Raw genomic sequence first — 23,981 nt, 5'->3', positions numbered from 1 at the left:
GAAAATGGACTATAATTTGTCAAGCAAATCCTGTGCCCTATTGTATTCATCGGCCGTTGGTGGAATTTCAACCAAAACCATCTTACACGCATCATATTCCTTTTGTTTTAATAGGCCCAATGCCTTATACCACAGGGCTTCGTTTTTATAAACAGAGGTGCCAGAGGCAACTTCATCCAAATCCTTATAGGCGTTCCCATAGGCCCCGGTTTCAATTTGGGCAATACCTCTATACAATAACAATTCCTGATTGTTGGAATTATTGCGTATTAATTCATTCAAATAATCAGTGGCCTCCTTATAAGACCTGTTATTAAAGGCATTCTCAACCTTTTTGGCCAAAGAATCTCCATCACCTCTCTGAACCAAAGAAATAGTTGGTAGGGCAGCAAAATCATTATACTGTGGCTGATTATTATTCATTAGAAAATAACCTCCAATGGAAATCAATAGTAAAATTGCCGCTGCATACTTCCAAATTTCAGTCTTGAGTTTCCCAGGGCTTTTTTGGTCAAAATGATCTTTCCCCAAAGTTTCAAGGTTATGTTCTAAAGCGGTAAGGTCATCCAGGTCACTGAATTTTTCAGATAGGTAGGTTGAAGTTTCCTTATAGGCTTCAAAAGATGCCTTAAAAGATCTGTCATTGACCAAACGGGCCTCGAAGTCCATTCGGGCTTTGGAATCAAGGGCACCATCGAGATATGCATCGTATAATTCTAAATCCAGTTCGTTCATGATATTAGGCTTTTAGGTTTTTATATTCCGACGATTCCTGCACCATTCGAGTCAATTTACCAATACACAATGATTTCTTTTTTCGTGCATATGCATAAGTAACTCCCAATTTTTGAGCCACTTCTTCCATTGATTTTATTTCGAAAGTTGTTTTCAAAAGGTCTTTGCAAGCGTCTCCTAATTTTTGAAACATGCGATCGAACACCAATTTCTTTTGTTGTTCTATCGCAAATTCATCTGCGAGCTGCAATGCATCGTCATTCATAGATACCACCTCTTCGTTTATTGTTACCTCTTTTAAAGAACTTTTTTTGATTTCATTCAGCCACCGTCGTTTACAAAGCAAGAAAAAATAGGCGTCGAACGGACAGGTCAATTGTAATTTTTTGTGTTTGGCTTGGTTGTAAATGGCAACCAGTACTTCTTGCACAACATCCTTGGCGGCATCTTCATTACCGTTATTTTTTTTAATATATCCGACCACTTTTGGCACAAAACGGTCATAGATACTTTTAATCACCAAAGGACTGTTCATCAATAAACCCTCTATATATTTCTGATCCGGATGGACATTTGATTCAGCCATTCACTAAAAATTTTCCCTAAAGTAAGAAAACTATGAATTCTTTTTTGTAAAACAATTTAGGTCTGTGAATATCAACCCTGCAAAGCTACCTGATATGGAGGCCACTTATTCATTCATAGTTTAATGGCTTCCTGTTTCCCCGTAATGTCCAAGGTTATCCCAAGAAAAAGATGTCCATTATTTTAAAAAAACCTCATGGCGCTTATTAAAATCAACAAGTGTATCCCCCTTAAAACCTAAGAAAAGAAAAACATTTCAAAATAATAGGGTAACAAAATTGAAACTGTTTTGATATAAGGGAGAACAATAAAAAATCATTTTAATTTAAAAATAAAGATTATGAAAAATTCAAAACAAATTTTAGGTCTTTTTTTAATGACAGCTACCTTGCTAACAAGTTGCCAAAAGGATTCAAACGGAGATAGCGATTTAGAAGATATAGTAACCCTAAGGGCCACTGCCCAAGATTTTACGGATTTAAAGGCTTCCGCCTTGGAAAATCTAAAACAAACATTTCAAATCGATGTTGATGGTTCAGCTACTTTCACTACTGAAAACGGCGTGGAGATAACCATGGATGGATCTTGTTTGGCCAACAATGGCAACTCGGTTTCAGGGATGGTAGATGTGGAGGTAATAGAACTTTTTGATAGAGGAAGGATGCTCGCCACCAATAAGACGACTATGGGACTTACCCCTACAGGAGATAAAGCCCTTTTAGTAACAGGAGGGGAATTCTTTATTGAAGCTACACAAAATGGTGCCGTTTTACAACTTTTATGTCCTATACAGGTAATTGTTCCAACGGCGCTTACTGGTGGGGACGATAACGATATGACCCTATGGGACGGAATTATTGGTATGGACTGTGAAGTTGAAACCGGCTGTGATGATGTTACCTGGGTTGAGCAAAAACGTGATGGACAGAACCAAAATTTAGACATTGGTCAGGGTGCAGCAGGACAGTCATCTTATATGGCCTTCTTTAACAACTTTGGTTGGACCAACGTGGATCGTTTTTGGAGCGACCCTAGACCAAAAACCAACTTATTGGCAGAAGTACCGGAAGGTTTTAACAATGAGAACTGCGCACTATATCTTTCTTATAATGGCGAAGCAGGCTCACTCGCCAACTTGGACGCTTATGATCCCGAGACTGGATTATTTTCTGAGCATACCGGAATAATTCCTATTGGTCTTGAATGTCATGTAATCTTTGTTAGTGAAGACAACGGTAGTTGGTTATATGCTATCAACCCTGTTACAATTGTTGCCGATGGCACCATTGTAATTTCAGAAAGCGACCTGGCCACTACAACTGAAGGCCAGCTGATTACTATGATAAACGCTTTGCCATAACACTAGGGTTATTATAATGGAAGGAGGGCTTCTTAGGAGTCCATCCTTCTATTTTTAGAATCCAAAAAGAAACTTAAATAAAATTTAAAAAGGGTAACAAAAATAAGAACCACTTGATATAAGGATGTAATACAAAAAATGATACAAACCTTAAAATAACTTATTATGAAAAAATTGATCTTAATTTTAGTTTTCGGAATTATTTCCTGTAGTCCTGATGATACCAATGTCCCAGATTTAGACTGTGATAATTCAACTTCAGAATTTCAAACTCTTTATCAAAATATGATTACTTCTGGTCATACGGACACAGTAACTTATGACACGGAAATACATGAATATACTTTTGTACTATCCACAACAGAAGAAGTTTGTGAAATAGGCTATCAAAGTCAACCAGGGATAGCAACCACACCCTATGTAATAGAAATAGTGGACAACAGTACAACAACCATTATTTACTCGGGTTCCCACACCTTCTCCGCTACGGCAACTTCATATGTAACACCCACAGCTACTATTAGTTTACAAGCAGGAGCCTCATATACCATAAAACGAATTCAAACCAATTGGGGAGCGAGTATTGGAAATACTATTGGCCGAATGGCAACTAATAATACTATGAGTTTTCCATTCACAAATGGAACAACGACCATTACAAGTTCAAATTTTCATCAAAATGGGGGTCCCGCTATAGATTTTGGCGTACCCTATATTGATATAATCTTCAAATAAAACGGTATCCAAAATCTAGAGGAGATTAAGTTTTAAGATAAAAATGCTGAATACAGGGTAACAAAAATTAAGTCCTGTTGATTTAAGGATGTAAAGAAATAAATAATACAAATTTTAAAATAACTCATTATGAAAAACACAAGAAAATTATTCGGAATGCTAACCCTTAGCGCATTAACATTGGCCAGTTGTTCATTGGAAGAAAAAGATCAGATTTTCGAACCTGGAGTACTGTTCCAAGCTGCAACACCTCAGGAATTTGCAAGTTTGAAATCAGATGCCTTAGAAGATTTAGTTCAAGATTTTCAGTTCGATGCGTCAGAAATCGGAGTTTTTACCACCGAAAACGGAACCCAAATCAGTATTAATGGTGCTTGTCTAACCAATAACGGGAATGCCGTTACTGGGCAGGTAGCTGTTGAGATTGTAGAACTATATGATAGAGGTAATATGTTGTTGACCAACAAAACCACAATGGGTAGAATGAATGATGGTGGGAAAGCTATTATGATTTCCGGTGGGGAATTTTACATCAATGCAACACAAGGTGGAAATCAATTGGTCCTAGGCTGCAATATGCAAGTAATAATTCCTGTAGATTTAACGGGAGGTGCTGACAACCTAATGTCATTATGGAAAGGAACCATTGGCGAAGATTGTGATTCTACAATTGCATGCGATGATATTATTTGGGATGAAATTAGAGATGAAGAGGGAAATATGCCTGGTATCGAAATAGGTAAAGGCATTACCCAAGGTGACGCCTATTATACCTTTTTCCAAGAATTTGGATGGACCAATGTGGACCGTTTTGCAGGAGACCCAAGACCAAAAACGGGACTTTTAGTTGACGTTCCAGAAGGATTTAACGAGGAAAATAGTGCAGTCTATATCTCATACGACGGTGAACCAAATGCCCTCGCTTTTTTGGACAAATACGATGAAGATCTTGAATTATTTACCGAGCATTATGGTCAAATACCTATCGGTTTGGAGGCTCATGTCATTTTCGTAAGTGAAGATAACGGTAACTGGTTATATGCCATAAAGGCCGTAACTATTGTGGCCGACGGAACAATAAGTTTTGATTTATCGGAAACTGCCACAGCATCGGATGCCCAGCTTAAATCCTTAATAAACAATCTACCATAATAAAAGGCCTACATTATTCATATATTTGGATTTAACTACAGGACTGGTGGCCGGTATACCAGCCACCAGTCTTTGATTGTTAGAAGTTTCAAAAGTATTTTAACATATACCAAAGAGCTACTCAAAACGTTAGGTACTAGGGAGTTTTAATCGTAAACCCAATTTCGCTCCAATGCAAAATAATTTCTTATTTCTTATCTTGTTCTTATTCGGGTATGCTGTACAAGCCCAAGAGTCAATTGTCAAGGATACTGTCCAGCGATACGCCAACATTGGTTATGATGCCAATGGCAATGAGGTATCCTTTCTTTCGGATACTCCACCATTACAGCAAATAGCTGGAGCGCCAAAGGCCTTTTATAGCTATTATTGGGAATTTGGCGATGGGACCTTTAGCACAGAGAAAGACCCTAAACACACCTATAAAAAAACAGGAAGCTACGAGGCAAAACTCTGGGCCACCAACAATTACGATACCGGGAAGCCACCTGCCACTCGACCTAAAAAAGTGGTCATCAACGAAATTACTAATACAGCGGACGATGTAGCAAGTATGTCCGATGATTTCATGCTTAAACGCAATCGCGAGCCGATGATCAATGAAGAAATGGTCATGATCGTGAGCTATAAGAATCCGAACAACTATACATCCTCGGGTAATATTCATCTGTTCTATAACGAAATGGTGTTCAAGAGCGATAACTTCTTAGACCCCCAAATTAGGATGCATCATGGTGAAAGTCTGATACCTACGGATATGATTGTCAGTAATTCAACTAGTAACCCCACCCAATCATTCTTGGCATCCATTGAAAATGAACTGATTTCTTATAGTACCCAACAACAAGATTCCACAAAAAAAACCAACTTGCCGCTAAGTTTGGATGAAGCAAAAATGGCCTATCGCTCCAAAAAATCAATTTCATTTGACAATATGCAGCCAGGGGAAGAACGAAATATATTTTTAACCATGCGCACAGCACCGGAGATGATAAAGGATACAAGTGCCATTATTTCCGTTCGAGGTATTTACGTGCCAGATAATAACTACAGTGACCACACTGTAAAGGATATGGAAATGGAAATCGTAACTTCCCACGACCCCAATAAAATGTCTTCCAATGGGGTATTGATGAACTACCGTTTGGTACGCTTTAAGACATTGAAATACAAAATTAAATTCCAGAATAACGGTGAAGGGCCGGCACGCACAATCCGGCTGGAAACGGATATTCCAGAAATGTTGGATATGGCTACACTAAAATTGGAAGACCAATATCCTGCTTGTCCCATTTGTCCAAAAGAACCAGTACGTTACAGTTGTTTGGATACAACTTTTCTTAAAAATAAGGCCATATTTACCTTTAAGAATATCTACCTCCCGGGAACGCAACAGAAAAATGTACAGGAAAAGGATTCCACCAAAGGGTATGTAAAATATAGCATCCGCTTTGCAAAGGACTTCCATAAGAAAAAGACGAAAAGCCGTACCGCCATCATTTTCGATAATAACGAACCTATTATTACCAACTACGCCACAACACGTTTTAGTCCTGGGATTTCCATTGGAGTCAAAGCCGGGTATAATTATTATCCCAATGTAGAAAACGCTAAAAGCTATTTTATGAGTGCCGTAGTCTCACCCTACAAACCATATCGCTTGTATGGACAGGCGGAATTCAGCAATAGTTTCAACTCAAGCACAAGTGGAACTAGTGTGGACCAGAACATTGACGACCCCAGAACCGGTGGCAAAGGGTTGCAACGAACCATTACAAAGACGGAAGAAAAAAGTGTAAATTGGGAGGTGCCAGTTTTACTTCGATATAATCTCAACAATTACATTGGTATTGGTACGGGAATTCAGGCAAATATCAATATGAGTACTACCGCCAATAATAGTGTAACTGTTGAAAATTACGAAGGCGATTCGGACCAGTTTCTAATTGATTCAAATACCGACTCAAATTCACTGAAGGATTCCTTTACCAACTTGAGAACGGGTATTTTATTCGATGTCACCGCAGGCTTTTCCCGATTGGGACCAAGTATGGGTGCGCGCTATGTAATGAACAATAAAACGGATTTTAATTATTGGCAACTTTATGCCTTATGGCGCTTCTAATTGAAAAATCTGAATAAAATAATCGTCTTGGTTTTTTGGGTGCTCCCATTCTGGAGTTCAGCCCAGCTTACTATGGATGAACTATATAAGATGTTGGACAGTCTAGTGGCCAGGCCAACAATTGAAAATCTCCAGGGTCTCGAAAATTCTGCCCTTGCCTTCAGTGAAACTGCCAACTCGCCTGATGAACAACTAACCCTGGTCATTACACGATGTAATCTAGGCTACTATTTCGAAAAAAACGGAGACTTAACCAAAAGCGTCGAAAACTATGAAGATGCCTATCATCGTTTCGAGTCCAACCATTTATCAGATTACGATATTTATGAAAATGCAGCTGTTCCTTTGGCTGCTTTATATACCCGACAGGGGGACTATTTAAAGGCCGAAGAACTGTTAAGGAAGTGTATTTTCCATGCGAAAAACACCGCAAATAATTCTCTTTTGTTCAATACCGTATTATCCTTATCGGCACTATATAATTCTACTTCCAGATATGAAATGTCGTACCTAATGATAAACGAAACTTTGAAGAATAAGGATATTCCACTGCAGGCTATTGCCTCTTTGAAAAATAACCTTGGCACTGCTTATTTTCGTCTTGGAAACTTCGACAAAGCAAAACAGTTGCTATCAGAGATAATAGGATTAACCGGTGTTAATCATGTGAATGCCTATAAAAGTCTCGCATTAATAGGGCTAAAGGAAGGGCAAGTAGAACTGGCCGTAGAATATTTTGAAAAAGCGAAAATCGCACTGATAAAGGATGAAAACGTATCTGCCCGTGAATGGGTGAACCTGCAGGTTGAAGAAGCGGAATTACTTCTGGAAATAGGTAATGTGCCAAAAGCACAAAACATATTGCAAAGCGCTTTGTCAGTACTACTCCCCTCCTATTCCGGCAAAGGGTTTCCTGAGAGATCCATAATATTTCCTGATCGTAATTTTCTACGCATTTTTGATGCCTACGCCGCAACGGCAACAACTTTAGAGGAAGCCTTGGAGGCATATGACCTGGCTTTTTATGTGTCCAATTTGCTGCAACAGGACTATATCTCCCAAGAAACCAAAATTATACACCGGGCAGAGGTTAAACATCGTACGGAAAAATGTATCGACCTACTTTGGAAGCGGTATTCCGATACCAGTGAACAGATTTGGGCCGAAAAAGCCTTTAAATATGTGGAACAGGGCAAGGCTTCAGTGTTAATGGAAAGAAATGTTATCAATGGTCAAAATGAAAAACACCTGGACAGCAATGGCTTTGAGTTGAAAAGCCTTATAAGAAATCGTGATAAGCTAACCGACCAATTGCTACGTGCCCAATTCAAAAACTTGAGTGATGCTATATTGGAAACTTTTACTTCAGAACTGGCTGACATTGACCGACAGATAAAGATTGCCCAAGCCAATCAGCTTATACCGCTTCGAACAGAACTCAATCTAACCAATCTGCAACTGAAGTTAAAAACGGACGCAGCAGTAATGCAATCCTATTTTTCAGGCACCACAAGCAACTATCAATTCACAATTAACGATTCAGGAATACGAATGCTTCGCCTTCCTGATACCGAAGAACTAACCCCTTTAATTATAAAATACATACGCCTATTTGATGGTCCCGAGGCCATAAATAATGATGTGGCCAATTTTACGAAAACCGCTTATAAGATGTTTGAGGTTTTACATTTGAATCACGGACTTAATAAAAAGAATTTGGTGTTAATTCCCGATGGACTGCTTAATTTTCTCCCCTTTGAGTCGCTATTGACCCAACCAACAAATGGAATGTCGTTTACTAAAATGCCCTTTTTGGTGGCATCCCAAAAAGTAACATATGCTGTTAACGCGAAGCGATATCTCGAAGCAAAATATAATGCCAAAATAAAATCAGTTTTAGGAATTTTTCCCATTTTTAAAGGAAGTTCTGACGAATTATCATATTCCGAAGATGAGGCAAAGGCCCTTGGGGATATTATGTCGGCAGAATTGGTATTAGAGTCCCGGGCGACCAAAAACAATTTTATCGACATGGCAAAAAACCATGACCTCATTCATCTATCCACCCATGCGGCCAGTGGCGATTACGTAGTTCCGGCACATATACAATTCTATGATGATATACTGTATCTGCCTGAACTACATAGTTTGGACATGAACGGCAAGACGATCATTTTAAGTGCCTGTGAAACTGGGATTGGAAAACTCCAAAAAGGAGAAGGTGCCATTAGTGTGGCACGTGGTTTTCAGTATGCCGGAGCCTCATCTGTACTATTTTCACTTTGGAAAGTAAACGATCAAAGCACAGCCTCCATTATGTCCCGATTTTATGAATCCTTTAAATCAAACGGTTCTGTATTCGAATCCAATCATAGGGCCAAGCTGTCGTACCTAAAGGATAAATCTGTCCCAAATGCTAAAAAATCCCCATACTATTGGAATGGTTTTGCGTATTACGGAGCCATTGATTCAAATGAAAAGTCCAATAATTCCTTATGGTGGTGGGGTGCTTCAATGCTGTTTCTAGGTGTTTTAATAATTCTTCTGAGCAAAAGGAAGAAATAAAACCAATTTTTTTAAGAACCTCCTTTTTGAAGAAAATGAATGGCTGCATTCCACTCTTTTCCCAAAGTGAATGATAATAATAATGGCACACTTGCAGTTGTATGGCGGAACTCCTATTTTAGTCTATTCAAAAAAACCATCATCAGATCCAGTCGTTCCTAGTTAATAAATAGCAATTAATCATAGGACTTCTAATAAAAATTAAGTGTTTTCCAATGAATTCCAATGTACTACAGACACCAATTGCTTACCTAAAAGGCGTTGGTCCCAACCGTGGAGAAACCCTTCAATCGGAGCTTGGAATACACACTTACCAGGACTTAATAAATCTTTTTCCCAATCGCTATATAGATAAAACTCAATACTATAAAATTAACCAACTGCAAAGAACCAGTTCGGATGTTCAAATTATCGGGAAGATTGTCAATATTAAAACAGTTGAACAAAAAAGAGGAAAACGGTTAGTAGCCAAATTTATGGATGATACTGGCGAAATGGAACTGGTTTGGTTTCGTGGCCAAAAATGGATTAGGGAAAATCTAAAGTTAAATACTCCCTATGTCATTTTTGGAAAGGTGAATTGGTTCAATGGTACCTATTCCATGCCCCATCCAGAAATGGAATTATTGGAAGAACATGAAAAAGGGTTAAAAATTAGTATGCAACCCGTCTACCCTTCAACTGAAAAATTGGCCAACAAGGGTATTACCAATAGAGTAACCAACAAACTTATTCAGCAATTATTCATGGAGACCAAGGGCAGATTTGGGGAAACCTTGTCCCCTGGCCTGATCAGTGAGTTAAAGCTAATCACTAAAAGTGAAGCACTGTTTAATATTCATTTCCCGAAAAATCAAACGCTTTTGGCCAAGGCACAGTTTCGACTTAAGTTTGAAGAATTGTTTTACATACAATTGCAGCTTATATCGAAGAATTTGTTACATAAGCAAAAAATAAAGGGGTACAATTTTGATAAGGTTGGAAACCTTTTCAATACATTTTATGAACATCATTTGCCCTTTGAACTTACCAATGCCCAGAAAAGGGTAATAAAGGAGATTAGGGCCGATTTGGGAAGTAATGCCCAAATGAATAGGCTACTTCAGGGGGATGTAGGATCGGGCAAAACTATTGTGGCACTTATGACAATGCTATTGGCCATAGACAATGGTTACCAAGCCTGTCTAATGGCCCCTACCGAAATTCTGGCCAACCAACATTTTATGGGTATTAAAGAACTTCTTGGAGATATAGGAGTTAATATAGCCCTTCTTACCGGATCGGTAAAAAAATCGGCCCGCAAGATAATCCATGAGCAATTGGAAAATGGAGAGCTAAACATTTTAATTGGTACCCATGCCCTATTGGAAGATAAGGTTGCTTATCAAAATTTAGGCCTGGCCATTGTGGATGAGCAACATAGATTTGGTGTAGCTCAGCGCTCAAAGCTATGGCATAAGAACGATATTCCTCCCCATATTTTGGTAATGACCGCCACTCCTATCCCCAGGACTTTGGCCATGAGTTTATACGGAGATTTGGATATTTCCACAATTGATGAGTTACCTCCGGGAAGAAAACCCATAAAAACTGTGCACCGATTCGATTCCAACCGCTTAAAAGTATTTCAATTTATAAGGGATGAAATCAAAAAGGGTCGGCAAGTCTACGTGGTCTATCCACTAATTCAGGAATCCGAAGCTTTGGACTATAAGGACCTAATGGATGGTTATGAGAGTATAGCTAGGGATTTTCCGCTGCCCGATTTTCAGATTTCCATTGTACACGGTAAAATGAAACCCGCGGATAAGGACTATGAAATGGAGCGATTTGTTAAGGGAGAAACTCATATTATGGTGGCCACAACTGTAATTGAGGTTGGAGTTAATGTACCCAACGCCTCTGTAATGATCATTGAAAGCGCCGAACGGTTTGGATTATCGCAATTACACCAATTACGTGGAAGGGTAGGTCGTGGAGCAGATCAAAGTTTTTGTATTCTAATGACCGGGCACAAACTCTCTTCCGATTCAAAAACTAGGCTGGAAACCATGGTGGGCACCAATGATGGATTTCAAATTGCCGAGGTGGATTTAAAGCTTAGGGGACCTGGCGATTTAATGGGAACCCAACAAAGTGGAGTGCTAAATCTAAAGATAGCGGATATTATAAGGGACAATGATATTCTAAAAACTGCGAGATACCATGCCCTTAAAATTTTAAAGGAAGATATAAGTTTGCAGAAGCATCCCATTATCCTTAATGCCTATACACAATTGGTGAAATATAAAAATATTTGGAATTATATAAGTTAGGAGTAGCTGTTGTGATTTATCAATTAGTTTTATTACGGATTTTTGGAGGCTTGCATTCCTTGCAGAAATCTGAAAATGCCAGAATCTCCCTTTTTACCACCTCATGTTCCTTATCCAATATTTCTGACTTGTTGCCAAAATCAGTTTCTAAATAGACCCTTGAGCTAGTTTTGTTTCGTTCAGCAATCATTTTATCAAAATAGGGTTGAAAAAATGTTGCGTCTGAAAAGGTTTTTTTGTTTTCAAATAGTTCCTTTCTAATCTTTCTGGCATAAAGCTCTGAGAGATCAAAGTCAAATTCAACAAGAGCTATCAATCTTTCCGCCTCCAAACTGTCTGCTGCCATTATTACTGCTGCATCCTTCTGAAAGGTACAACTCACCTTGGAGTTGAAGTTCTTTGTGAACATAAATTCAATATTGGACATTTGAAAGGCAAAATCCAGCATAACACCCGATTGAACAAACACTTTGTCTATATCCACACTAATTGCCGTTTTTGACCCCTGAAAATCTTCAACATCAAATGTATAACCAGGAGCCCAATCAATCCTATTCTCCTGGGAGTACAGCAAATTGGTTAGAACTAAAAAAAGAAACGCTAATCTATATGACATAAAAATTATCCAATTAATTATACCCAATCATTTACAACAATTAATCAAAACACTATATTTCGTAAATATAATAGATCCGAAATGTTTTAGAGACGTATATATTTAAACTTCAACTTTTGAGATTGATTCCAAGAAACTTGATATTCCACCGGATTTCTAAATACCACTCAACTTTGGATTAAAAGCACAAAAAAACCCTGTCATTTCTGACAGGGTATTGTTTTTGGGTGGAAGACCGGGTTCGAACCGGCGACCCTCGGTACCACAAACCGATGCTCTAACCAGCTGAGCTACAACCACCATTTGTAAACGGTGGCAAAGATAAATCTTTAGTTCTATCGTGCAAAATAAATTTGAGCTTATTTTATAACATTATGTAAAAGGCTCAACAATAGAATTATAGCCATTATCCCTACCCCTTCTACCGACCAAATACACGTTTTATTGGATAAAACACACAAGAATCGGCGTTTTCACAACATTTATTAGCTTATTTTTTAATTGAAAGATATTTTTATCGCCAGATAAATTTGGATAAATGTCTTTTAAAGCATTAAATACAAGCTCACGGGCGATTAAAGCAAAATTAACCGTGTTCTGGATTCTCCTTTTCTTTTGCGGGATAAACTCCGCACAGGAAACCTCCACTGGCGAATTGAAACAAAAAATAACAACTTTACGAAGTCAGAATAAACAGGTCATTAAAGATACCATATACATTGGATTATTGATAGATCTTGGCGCTAAGCTTAGATTCTTAAATCCTGATAGTCTTTTATTGCTTTCCAGCGAAGCGCAAAAATTAAGTAGCAACATAGATTATTACAAAGGAGTAAGTGGTGCCCTTTTCAACATGGGTACTTATTATTCGGATATAGGTGAACATACCACTGCAATAGAAAATTATGAAATGGCTTTGGCAAGTGCCAAAAAGGATAATGATCCCAACTTATCCTTAAGAATTGGCAACGAATTGGCAAATGAAAACGTATATATTGGCAACTACTCAACTGCCTTGTTGGGCTATTTGGAGAATATAAAACTTGCACAGGCCCACGACAATAAGAAAATGGAGTCGATCCTTTATGAAAATGTAGCTGATTTATATGCTACTCAAAAGGATTATGAACAAGCCCTTTATTTTTACAATAAGGTAGAAAAAATAAATAATCTAATCGGAAATGACGTAAATTCAGCCCAAACCATGAGCAATGTGGCCTCCATATATGCTGAAACCGGTGATTTTCAAAATGCCTTGTTTAAACTAAACCGCAGTATCAATATTTTCGAAAATGGAGAGGTATGGGATTGGCTTGCCTTCGCATATGAAGTAAAGGGTAAAGTGTATTTAAAACAGAAGCAATATACAAGGGCTTTGTATTGGTATGATAAAAGTCGGGAATTACATGAAAACCTTCAGGACGACCGTGGAATTATTGACCTGTACAATGGTATGGCGGAAGCTCATTTTGGACTGGAAAAAGACAGTATTTCGCACAATTACGCATTAATGGCCTTTGAAATCTCCTCCACTATAAAATCAATGGAGGGTATTAAAAAATGTTCCAATACACTTTATAAAGTATATAAGAACCAGGAGAATTATGCTTCAGCCCTAAAATATCATGAAATTTTTAGACATATATCAGATACCTTGTCTAGGGATGAGAACAAGATGAGCATGACGATGTTGAAAACAGAAATCAGCCATAAGAATCAGCAAGAAGCATTGGTAATTAAAAATGAAAAAGCCTTGGCCAAACAGCGCCTCTATATTTATATAGCAATACTATTTGTTATAATTATGGGTGCAATAGCTTTTTTAGTGATCAGAGGACAAAAAATCCTAAAAAAACTGAACAAGGAACTCGAATGTCAAAAACTGGACCTGGAACAAAGGGAGGGAGAGCTATGGGAGTCCAATAACACTAAAAACAAACTTTTTTCCATCATTGCACATGATCTTCGTGGTCCTATTGGAGCTATGGAGGGTTTATTGAAATTACTTAACAGTGGTGATATTAAAGAATCGGAATTCAAGGAGTTTATTCCCAAATTAAAGAACGACGTCAACAGTATTTCCTTTACATTGAACAACCTTCTTACTTGGGGACAGTCGCAAATGCGTGAAGCCACCACGGACCCTACCAATGTAGATCTAAACTCCCTTGTAGAAAACAATATTAATCTACTTAGTGAATTGGCTTACACCAAAATGATCACGATGGACAATTTAATTGTCAATAAGGCCATAATTTGGTCCGATGAAAATCAAATTGATATTGTTATTAGAAATCTTTTGAGCAATGCCCTTAAATTTACACCTAACAACGGGCACATTACAATTGGCTATGTAGACAGACATGAATTTTTAGAGGTTTTTGTCAAGGATACGGGTATTGGTATAGACGAGGCCGTTCAGGATCAAATACTTTCAAAAAACACCAATATTACCACTTACGGTACCAACAATGAAAAAGGAACAGGTCTAGGCCTTTCCCTATGCAGTGAAATGGTCATCAAAAACGGGGGCAACCTTTGGATCAAAAGTGAACTTAATGTTGGCTCAACCTTTTATTTTACCGTTCCCAAGGGTAAAAAGCACTTTCAAAAATCGGCCTAAATAAGACTGTCAAGGTTCTTAACAGCTACAAATCGCTCGGTAGTAAACCCTTCCGCATAAGATATCCCTACCATTCTACCCAAGTCCCTTGATCTATAAACAACACTATCTATAAAGTTTTTGCTGCTGATAGGTGTTTCCGGCTCCTTACTTTTCGGGTCGTAAAATTGAGAGCTATAGGCCATAATGGCCTTAACCTTTGTATCAATAAATTCGGATACATCCACCACAAAATCGGGCTCAAGGTTTTTCCATTGTATATAATGATATACGAGTTTCGGTCTCCAAGCCTCCTGCCAAATTTCCTCCCCATCAATTTTAGTGTCAATTTTTACAAGTCCACTTAAAAAGCATGCGTCACTTACCAGTTTACTGCCTTTGGCATGATCAATATGCCTATCCTCTATTGCATTACATAAGACCGTTTCTGGCCTATATTTTCTGATCATTTTTATTATCTCCATTTGATGCTTCCTGTCGTTGGTAAAAAATCCATCGGCAAATTCCAAATTTTCACGGACCACCACCCCTAATATATCAGCTGCCTCAGCTGCTTCCCTATCCCTAATTTCGGCAGAACCGCGTGTGCCCAATTCACCACGGGTTAAATCCACTATCCCTACTTTTTTGCCGTTGGCAACTTCCTTTGCTATAGTTGCCCCAGCTCCTAATTCAGCATCATCAGGATGCGCACCAAATACTAAAATGTCTAATTTCATTTAAGGTATGTCTACTTTGTTCTTCGAAGCTTTCAAAATATCTCCCATAAAACTTCTCTTTTATTAATTCTAAGTTATCACTAAGTATTAGTACGAATGGGGATCTAAACGGACAATTTTCTTTCCTTCCGTACCTTTTCCAAAGCCTGCTCAATATCGGTAATTAAATCCTCTGTTTCTTCTATTCCAGCAGAAAAACGTATTAAGCCATCAGCAATACCTTGTCGTTTACGTTCTTCAGCGCTCAAAAGGGAATGTGAAGTTAAGGTTGGCGAAAGCACTGTACTTTCTACTCCCGCCAAACTCATGGCTGGTTTAATCAATTTTAAGGACTTTTGAAATTTAGAGGCGTTAAAATCTGCATTTAACTCAAAAGACAACATGCCTCCAAAACCTTTCATCTGCTTCTTGGCAATCTCATGGCCCGGATGCGAGGGCAAGCCGGGATAATATACGGCCGAAATATCGTTGTGATCATATAGATAATCTGCCATGCGTTGTGCATTCCCATTTTGGGCCTTGACCCTTATTCCCATGGTTTTAATACTTCTTTCCAATAACCAAACCGTGTAATCGCTAAGACTACCACCGAGATTTTTAGCCAAGTGGAAAATACGCTGCATATACTCTTCCGTTGAAGCAACAGCACCCGCACATATATCGGAATGTCCGCCCATATATTTTGTAGCGCTATGGATTACCACATCTATACCAAAATCAATCGGGTTTTGATTCACGGGGCTGGCAAATGTATTATCGATCATGGATATGAGGCCAAGTTTTTTAGAAATATCCCCCACTGCCTTTAAATCCGTGATGTTCAATAAGGGATTCGAAGGGGTCTCTATATAAATAACTTTGGTGTTTTCCTGTATTTTTGCCTCAAAATCCTTGGCACTAAAACCATCGGTAAAAGAGTACGATATCCCAAACTTTTCAAATTCCTCGACTACCAGATTATAAGTGCCTCCATAAATAATCTTTTGCAACACTATATGATCACCTGCCTTCAAAAATGCCAGTAGCGAGGTGCTGATGGCAGCCATGCCACTTCCAAAAATCAAAGCCGTTTCTGCATGTTCCAAAGCTGCAATCTTCTTGGCCAATGCAACCTGATTGGGTGTGTTGAAATATCTAGGGTAGCGTTTTACGTCTATATCTTCAAAGGCATATGCGGTACCCATATACAATGGGGATATGGCCCCCTTGAATTCCTTGTCCTCCAACTGACCAACATGGGTGCAGATGGTATTAAGGCCTTTATTTTGTTGTTTCATTATATCTATTTAAATTGATAATGAATGATGCTGCACAAAGTTACAAAAATAGGTCATACCTGAAATTCTTTCCACTTACCTTGTTTAAACAGTATGTAGCTTATTATAGTCAGTAAAATCTCGGCCGCGGCAATGGCGATAAAAACTCCAATTGCCCCATAATTAAAGGTTATTGCTATGAGATATGCCATAGGAAGTTGAAATACCCAAAATATCCAAAAATTAATTTTGGTTGGGGTCCTGGTATCCCCCGCTCCATTAAATGCCTGTGTTAATACCATACCATATGCATAGAACACATATCCTGCAGCAATTATTTGTAGACATAAGGTACCATATTCAACAACATCTGGGGTTGTATTAAAGAACATAATTATGTCTCTGGCAAAGCAGAGGTATATTAATGATATTAAAAACATAAAAATGGCATTATACTTTCCTGTTTTCCAAACGGATATTTCGGCTCTGTACGGTTGTTTCGCGCCTAAATTTTGACCCACCAAGGTGGCGGCGGCATTGCTCATACCCCATGAGGGCATAAGGGAAAACATTATTACCCTGATGGCAATGGTATAGCCAGCCAGGACTTCACTGCCGAATTCTGACATTATTCGCATTAGAAATATCCAGCTGGAGGTACCGATCAAGAATTGGGCAATCCCCCCAAGCGAAACATATATAAGGTTCGTCATAACCTTAAATCTAATGACCAAATCGGACAACTGTAATTTAATTCTGCTCCAGCCAAAGAACAAAATTGCCAATTGAAATAGAACGGCAGAACCCCTGCCTATGTTGGTGGCAATGGCTGCACCCATAACCCCATATTCAGGAATTGGTCCCCATCCAAAAATAAAGATGGGATCAAGTATAATATTTAGGCCGTTGGAAAGAACCAAGGTCCACATAGCAATAGAGGCATCCCCGGCACCCCTGAAGATCGCATTTATCAAGAATAAAAGTAATATGGTAATATTGCCACCTAACATTAAGCTGGTATACCCCTTGCCTTCAGCAATAAGTTCCTGGCTCCCACCCATTAGGCTTAGGATCTCCTCTGCATAGAAAGCCCCTATGATACCTGTGACAAGTGCCACTGCGATACCCAATAAAATTGCCTGGACCGCAGATTCCCTGGCACCTTTTATATTCTTTTCCCCTACCCTTCTCGCCACAATGGCAGTTGCCGCCATACTTAATCCTATTGCTACGGCATAAATCAAGGTAATCACAGATTCTGTAAGTCCTATTGTAGCTACAGCATTGACACTAACCCTTGCTACATATGCAATATCGACCAAGGCAAAAATAGACTCCATCAACATTTCCAAAATCATTGGAATGGACAGCATAAAAATGGCCCTTCGAATACTTCCTGTGGTAAATTCGGATTCCTTGCCAGTTACGGCGATAATAAAATACTTATATAATTTAGGTAGTGTAAGCTTGTTTGGATTTCCCATACGTAAAGAAAATTATGTTAAACGAAGAAAATAAACGCAATCAATAACCGGAAATCCAATAATTAGAATTCGCAAGTCATTGATCTTACATCTATAAAAAACATAATTCCTTTACTTCATAATGGCACAAATATGCACTATTTTTTAAATTTTACAAAATTACTTGGTATAATACGTTTTATTTCGCCAATAACTCACAGCTCCCAAAATCACGACAGCCAATATCGTATAATAAATAAATGTAGGGGTAATAACCTGTGCCCCACTGGCATAACTATGTAAACCAACCAGATAAAAATTAACACCGAAATAAGTCATCATAATACTACCAAAAGCAACGACACTCAACAAATTGAACAACCATTTTCCACGTAATCCAGGAATCAATCTTGTGTGGATCACGAAAGCATAAATCATTATGGAAATCAGGGCCCAAGTTTCCTTTGGATCCCATCCCCAATATCGACCCCAACTTTCATTGGCCCATTGACCGCCCAAGAAGTTTCCAATGGTCAGCATTACCAACCCTACCGTTAAGGATAACTCATTAATTATAGTAAGCTCCTTAATGTTATGTTCCATTTTTTTCTTGTTCTTTTCGGTTGTCATAATAATCAACAATAGACTCACTACCCCTAAGATCATTCCCACAGTCAATGGCCCATAACTACCAACGATTACCGCCACATGGATCATCAACCAATAACTATCCAACACTGGCACAAGATTTGCGATGGAGGGGTCTACCCAACTCTGATGGGCAATCCATAATAACATAGCAGTCACAAAAGTAGCTGCCGCTACGGTCATATCGCTTTTCTTGCTGAAAAGGAGCCCCATACCAAGAGTGGCCCAGGAAACGTAAAGTATACTTTCATAGGCATCGCTCCAAGGCGCATGTCCGGAAATATACCATCGCATTATCAATCCAAGGGTATGCAGAATAAAGAACACATAAATTATGGTCTTTATACCAGCTATACTAAATCGAAGTGCTTTCCTGTCCTTGATAATTTGAAAAACAAGGAGAACAAACATCAATAGACCTACAAGGGCATAATATTTGTAAAGTTTATTATATATATCTGCCTTATTATAGAACACTTCCGCTTTAATTTTATTTTCAGAAGGCAACACCTCACTACCGTGATTTTCTTGATTCTTTTTAAAGGCGGCCAACAATTTATCGGCTTCGGAATAATCGCCGGTCTTCACCGCTTTCTCCAAGCTCATTAAGTAGAAGGGAACTGCATTCTTAATAAAATTGGCATATAGGGAATCCGACACCTGGAATTGTCCCCCCCTATACTCAACGGCTGAGATCCATTTGTTATTTTCATCATTTAGCAAGGGGAAAATTTTAACTATTTCACCTCCCAGCGCCCTATTCAATAGTACCAAACGTTCATCCAAACTCTTAAAGTCCTTTTGGAATTGGTTTGGGGTATTGGTAGCATAGGCCTCTTGAAGATAGGCCGTTAATTTGTACTGACCTTTTTCATCAAAAAAATCTGTAGCCTTGGCAAATTCCTTGCCATGTTCAAGGCCAATGATCTTGCGAATACTATCATTTTGTCCTTTTTTATCCAGAGCAATAAATTCGGCATAATACCAGGCTGTTGGATTCAACATCATGGATAGAAATACTTGGTCAGAATTAAAATCCGTAAACTTCTCCTTGAGACTAAGTTTTCTCAATAATTCAGAGGAAAATGTATTTATAGGTTTCATACGCCCTCCGGCATCCTGAATCACCAACTTTCCAAAATTTGCAGCATGGTCCTTGGAAGGAGTAATAGCGTGCAATAATGAATCCACCTGCTTGGCAGTTGGGGTATTATCATGTGCATGGCTTTCTGCCTCTACATTTTCCTGTGCCATCATATTTAAACTTGTACCAAGAATAAATAGCACTGCCAACTTAGATCTTTTGTTTTTTAGCTTTTCCAGGGAAGCGCCCAAATCCTTAAATCTCGTCTTGCCAAAAAACATAATTCCCATAAGACCGGAATACAAAAGGAAATATCCAATATAGGTTATCCATGTACCCCAAAAATCGTGGTTTACGGATAATACGGTGCCTTTTTCGTCTGGATGAAAACTAGCCTGAAAAAAACGATATCCCTTGTGGTCCAAAATATGGTTCATATATATGTCATAATCAAATGGGCGGTCGTCCTCTATGGAAACCTTGCTCATAAAGGAGGCGTAGCTATTCTCTGTACCCGGATGCTTTTCGGCAATAAAATCATTTAGTTTAATTCCAAAAGGCAAGGTATACACTTTAGAACCATAGGATAAATTAAAGGCTAGCCCACCCACATTAAACTCTCCTGAAAAATTGGATATGCCCTTAGCTCCCAGTAATTTTTTACGCACCGTTTCCCCATTAGTTGTAATATCCACAATCAATGCATCTTGATCATTCTGTGTTTTTTCGTTTTCCGAAATAGGAATTACACCATAGGATCCCTTGATAACTGGTTCTGGAACAACAAATTGCATTCCTGCAGTGGTATACAGGGATCTTAATTGAAAAGTTTGAAGGCTATCCTTTGCCAGAGTGCCCTGAAACTGATCGGCCATTCTCAAAAATTGACCTTCGAAAGGGGATTCTATTTGATATTCACCATCCGCTTCAATAATATTTATGGCCCCCTCGGTCATTTTGTTCAAGGAAAACAGCACATTATGAATACTGGTTACTTCTCCACTTGCCAAATAATGGTCGTGACGTTGACCATCTCCCGCTTCAACTATTTTTAGATATTCCTTCCCGTTTTCATCTTCGATCAATCCTTCTTTTGCCCCATCAATAAATCCCACATAGGATATGGTAAATGGTTGTCCATTAAAATCGGAATTCCAAGGTAAATTGGATTTTATGGCTTCAGAGGTAACCAAGATATCATCTTCCAGAATTTTGCGTTTTGGTTCGTTGTCTATTTCCCCGTCTACATAAACGGTCAAATAAGTTTTGTCCGAATAAAAGACGTTTTCCGTGCTTCCTTCACGAATAGGCATCATGCCTTCAAAACTTATATATCTTGTTACAAAGGCACCAAGGATGATCAAAATCCAAGAAAGGTGTAGCATTAATACCGCCCATTTTTCCTTTCTTAATAACTTATAACGTGAAATATTACCAATAAAGTTGATAACAAAAAATACCATAATTGCCTCGAACCAAGTGGCATTGTATATCCAGATTCTTGCGGTTTCGGTACTATACCAGCTTTCAATAAAAGTACCGAAGGCCATAGCGGTGGCAAAAACAATAAATAAGACGGCGGTTAAACGGGTGGAAAAAAATATCTTTTTAAGAATTTCAATCATTTTGGCAAGAAAGGTTTGATTTAAACATGCAAAAATACATTTTTATAAGGGTTTAAATATTAAATCTTTTGTTAATTGAGTGATTCCATTTATAATAATTGTTGAAAATATAGTCTATTCATACAGGCTACCTACAGCAGGGCATTTGAGCGTTGCACAAAAAAGAAGCAACATTTCGTTTTCAACTGTTATAGGGATGAAATTTATTGCTTAAGCTTAGCTTAGGCACCTGCCGTTTAAACTAAACGGCTATACTGGGTGATTGTGTTACAAATCATTTCTAATGATTTCATTATTAGAAGGAATTATAGGATTAAACTTATAACCGGTTATAGGAAAAAACAGCAATTTTACAATACACTTGACTAGTCCCATTGTGTTGATAATCGTATAAATAGAATGGTTTTGACGAGCTCGTATGGGTTTTTTAAAAGTACGACCTTCAAAAAACTTATCGCCCTTAGCCCTAAAATTTTGATATAATATTTACTTTTGACTATGATATCAGTTGTAATATTGGGAACTGGCAATGTTGCCAAACATTTATTCGATGTCTTTTGGGATATTGAAGAAATAAATGTGCTACAGGTACTTGGTCGGAAAAAGAAAAAACTTGCCTATTTTAAGGAAAAGGTCGCCACGAGTACGGATTTTTCAAATATTGATAATGCCGATATATTCCTCATAGCGGTGAGTGATGATGCGGTAGCCGAAGTAGCACAATTTCTGAACGGCAAAAAAGGATTGGTAGCGCATACTTCTGGAGGCGTACCTATTGCGGCTCTTGGCAATGAATCAAGAAAAGGGGTATTCTATCCACTTCAAAGTTTTAGTGAGGGAAAACCAATAAATCTTAAAAAGGTACCCATATGTATTGAAGCCGAAAACAAAGTGGACTTGAAACTATTGCAAGAGTTGGCACAATTGGTCTCTTTACAGGTTCATGAAATATCATCCGATCAAAGAAAATCTATTCATTTGGCGGCTGTTTTTGCCAATAATTTCACCAACCATCTTTTTACCATTGCCAGTGAAATTTGTACTGACAATGATTTGCCTTTTAGTATTTTAACTCCTTTGATAAAAGAAACTGTAGAAAAATTGAAATATTTAGCCCCGATCGAAGCGCAAACCGGACCGGCCATAAGAAGTGATGTAAAGACCATGGAATCCCATATAAATCAACTTAAAAATAAAAATTATCAGGATATTTACAGCATGTTAAGCAAATCGATAAAAGAAAAACATGGACAGAAGCTATAAGGAACTGCTACAAGACATTACCACCTTTGTATTTGATGTAGACGGGGTATTTACGGATGGCAAAATTATTATTACTACTGAAGGTGAAATGTTGAGAACTATGAACGTTCAAGATGGTTATGCCGTAAAGGTTGCCGTTCAACAGGGCTACAATGTATGTATCATTTCGGGCGGAACCAACGAAGGGGTTAGATTGCGTTTAAGAGGATTGGGTGTTACCGATATCCACATGGGTGCCCACCATAAAATAGATCCTTTTGATGAATATTTGGATATTTACAATATAGATCCACAGCATGTACTTTATATGGGCGATGACATCCCTGATATTCCTCCAATGAGATTGGCCGGCATACCGTGTTGTCCTCAAAATGCCGTTCCAGAGGTTAAGGCAATATCCAAATACATCTCCCACAAACTCGGTGGGGATGGTTGTGTTAGGGATGTTATTGAACAGGTACTGAAAGTTAGGGGACACTGGGCAGAAAACTTCAGCGCCAAGAACGATTAAAGCCATGCCTCAAAACAGACTAAACCAATACCAGATAATATTGGCCTCAGCTTCACCTAGAAGACAACAGTTCTTTAGGGAAATGGGAATAGATTTTAAGGTTCATATAATTGATATTGAGGAAACTTATCCCAACCATTTAGAGGGTGTTCAAATTTCAGATTATCTGGCAGAATTGAAGGCTACGGGATACAGCAGTAAGTTAGGAAACAAGGATATCCTTATAACTTCGGATACCGTGGTATGGCATAACCATAAATCCTTGGCAAAACCAGCAGACGAAGATGAAGCCTTTAGGATGTTGAAAACACTTTCCAACGACTGGCACGAAGTAATTACCTCCGTTTGCTTTACCACCAAGGTACGGCAACAAACTGTGAACCACTGCACCCGGGTGAAATTCAGGAAATTGACCGAGCAAGAAATTTGGTACTATGTAAAAAATTATAACCCCTTTGATAAGGCTGGCGGCTATGGCATTCAGGATTGGATAGGGCTTATTGGAATTGAAGAAATTCAAGGATCCTATACCAATGTGGTAGGTTTGCCCACTCAATTGGTGTACAAAACGTTAATGGCCATGGTGGCCTAGGTTATTTTG

Annotated in this window: 17 protein-coding genes and 1 tRNA gene; 10 read left to right on the top strand and 8 right to left on the bottom strand. The window is 38.4% G+C overall.

The annotated features are described in order from the left end of the window. Nucleotides 1-9: 9 nt before the first annotated feature. Together CWD91_RS15635 and CWD91_RS15630 are read right to left on the bottom strand one after the other, a co-directional pair. Nucleotides 10-735, bottom strand: a complete 726-nt coding sequence (locus tag CWD91_RS15635) for a hypothetical protein (protein WP_103441906.1) — start codon at nucleotides 733-735, stop codon at nucleotides 10-12. 4 nt (nucleotides 736-739) lie between these two features. Next, nucleotides 740-1,321 carry an RNA polymerase sigma factor gene (locus CWD91_RS15630; protein WP_103441905.1) on the bottom strand — a complete coding sequence of 194 codons (582 nt, stop codon included), beginning with the start codon at nucleotides 1,319-1,321 and terminating at the stop codon, nucleotides 740-742. A gap of 339 nt (nucleotides 1,322-1,660) precedes the next feature. On the opposite strand from CWD91_RS15630, the gene CWD91_RS15625 reads away from it, so the two are divergent. The 6 genes from CWD91_RS15625 to recG all read left to right on the top strand — a co-directional run bounded on the left by CWD91_RS15625 (nucleotide 1,661) and on the right by recG (nucleotide 11,572). Further along, nucleotides 1,661-2,680 (top strand): hypothetical protein, encoded by a 1,020-nt coding sequence (locus CWD91_RS15625; RefSeq protein ID WP_103441904.1) that lies wholly within the window; start codon nucleotides 1,661-1,663, stop codon nucleotides 2,678-2,680. Nucleotides 2,681-2,845: 165 nt separating this feature from the next. After that, a complete protein-coding gene (locus CWD91_RS15620; protein WP_103441903.1) occupies nucleotides 2,846-3,415 on the top strand; it encodes a hypothetical protein in 570 nt (189 codons plus the stop codon). Between the two features lie 129 nt (nucleotides 3,416-3,544). Then, on the top strand, nucleotides 3,545-4,567 hold the full coding sequence (locus CWD91_RS15615; RefSeq protein WP_103441902.1) for a hypothetical protein: 1,023 nt from the start codon (nucleotides 3,545-3,547) through the stop codon (nucleotides 4,565-4,567). Between the two features lie 172 nt (nucleotides 4,568-4,739). Then, nucleotides 4,740-6,692, top strand: a complete 1,953-nt coding sequence (locus tag CWD91_RS15610) for a PKD domain-containing protein (protein WP_103441901.1) — start codon at nucleotides 4,740-4,742, stop codon at nucleotides 6,690-6,692. A 72-nt stretch (nucleotides 6,693-6,764) separates the two neighbouring features. Continuing rightward, on the top strand, nucleotides 6,765-9,257 hold the full coding sequence (locus CWD91_RS15605) for a CHAT domain-containing protein (protein ID WP_103441900.1): 2,493 nt from the start codon (nucleotides 6,765-6,767) through the stop codon (nucleotides 9,255-9,257). A 215-nt stretch (nucleotides 9,258-9,472) separates the two neighbouring features. Continuing rightward, nucleotides 9,473-11,572, top strand: a complete 2,100-nt coding sequence (gene recG, locus CWD91_RS15600; protein ID WP_103441899.1) for an ATP-dependent DNA helicase RecG — start codon at nucleotides 9,473-9,475, stop codon at nucleotides 11,570-11,572. Between the two features lie 19 nt (nucleotides 11,573-11,591). Here recG and CWD91_RS15595 read toward each other — a convergent pair whose 3' ends face one another. Then, the gene (locus CWD91_RS15595; RefSeq protein WP_103441898.1) at nucleotides 11,592-12,188 is read right to left on the bottom strand and encodes a hypothetical protein; all 597 of its coding nucleotides are present in this window, start codon (nucleotides 12,186-12,188) and stop codon (nucleotides 11,592-11,594) included. Between the two features lie 225 nt (nucleotides 12,189-12,413). Continuing rightward, nucleotides 12,414-12,489 (bottom strand) — tRNA-His (locus CWD91_RS15590). Between the two features lie 237 nt (nucleotides 12,490-12,726). Between CWD91_RS15590 and CWD91_RS15585 the strand changes: the two genes are divergently transcribed. Then, complete coding sequence (locus tag CWD91_RS15585) at nucleotides 12,727-14,811, top strand: tetratricopeptide repeat-containing sensor histidine kinase (RefSeq protein ID WP_103441897.1); 2,085 nt, start codon at nucleotides 12,727-12,729, stop codon at nucleotides 14,809-14,811. Here the strand turns inward: CWD91_RS15585 and bshB1 are convergent. The 4 genes from bshB1 to ccsA form a co-directional block, all read right to left on the bottom strand. Continuing rightward, nucleotides 14,808-15,530: a bacillithiol biosynthesis deacetylase BshB1 gene (gene bshB1 / locus CWD91_RS15580; protein ID WP_103441896.1), complete on the bottom strand. Its 723-nt coding sequence runs from the start codon at nucleotides 15,528-15,530 to the stop codon at nucleotides 14,808-14,810. The two genes, CWD91_RS15585 and bshB1, sit on opposite strands and share 4 nt — an antisense overlap. Nucleotides 15,531-15,634: 104 nt before the next feature. Then, complete coding sequence (locus tag CWD91_RS15575) at nucleotides 15,635-16,807, bottom strand: trans-sulfuration enzyme family protein (RefSeq protein WP_103441895.1); 1,173 nt, start codon at nucleotides 16,805-16,807, stop codon at nucleotides 15,635-15,637. Nucleotides 16,808-16,860: 53 nt separating this feature from the next. Continuing rightward, entirely contained in the window at nucleotides 16,861-18,270 is a 1,410-nt protein-coding gene (locus CWD91_RS15570) for an MATE family efflux transporter (protein WP_103441894.1), read from the bottom strand. A 159-nt stretch (nucleotides 18,271-18,429) separates the two neighbouring features. Beyond that, nucleotides 18,430-21,606, bottom strand: a complete 3,177-nt coding sequence (gene ccsA, locus CWD91_RS15565; protein ID WP_103441893.1) for a cytochrome c biogenesis protein CcsA — start codon at nucleotides 21,604-21,606, stop codon at nucleotides 18,430-18,432. Nucleotides 21,607-22,104: 498 nt separating this feature from the next. Here ccsA and CWD91_RS15560 point away from each other — a divergent pair, with 498 nt between their 5' ends. The 3 genes from CWD91_RS15560 to CWD91_RS15550 are packed head-to-tail and all read left to right on the top strand — an operon-like array spanning nucleotide 22,105 to nucleotide 23,972. Beyond that, nucleotides 22,105-22,869 (top strand): Rossmann-like and DUF2520 domain-containing protein, encoded by a 765-nt coding sequence (locus CWD91_RS15560; RefSeq protein ID WP_103441892.1) that lies wholly within the window; start codon nucleotides 22,105-22,107, stop codon nucleotides 22,867-22,869. Further along, a complete protein-coding gene (locus CWD91_RS15555; RefSeq protein WP_103441891.1) occupies nucleotides 22,853-23,380 on the top strand; it encodes a KdsC family phosphatase in 528 nt (175 codons plus the stop codon). The genes CWD91_RS15560 and CWD91_RS15555 overlap by 17 nt, the downstream gene beginning before the upstream one ends. Nucleotides 23,381-23,384: 4 nt before the next feature. Beyond that, nucleotides 23,385-23,972, top strand: coding sequence for a Maf-like protein (locus CWD91_RS15550; RefSeq protein ID WP_103441890.1), 588 nt, complete (start codon nucleotides 23,385-23,387; stop codon nucleotides 23,970-23,972). Nucleotides 23,973-23,981: the final 9 nt, after the last annotated feature.

Source organism: Arenibacter hampyeongensis, from assembly GCF_002909255.1.
In the GTDB taxonomy this organism is placed as follows: domain Bacteria; phylum Bacteroidota; class Bacteroidia; order Flavobacteriales; family Flavobacteriaceae; genus Arenibacter; species Arenibacter hampyeongensis.
The sequence above is the reverse complement of the archived record's forward strand: the minus strand, read 5'-3'. Positions and strand labels throughout refer to the sequence as shown.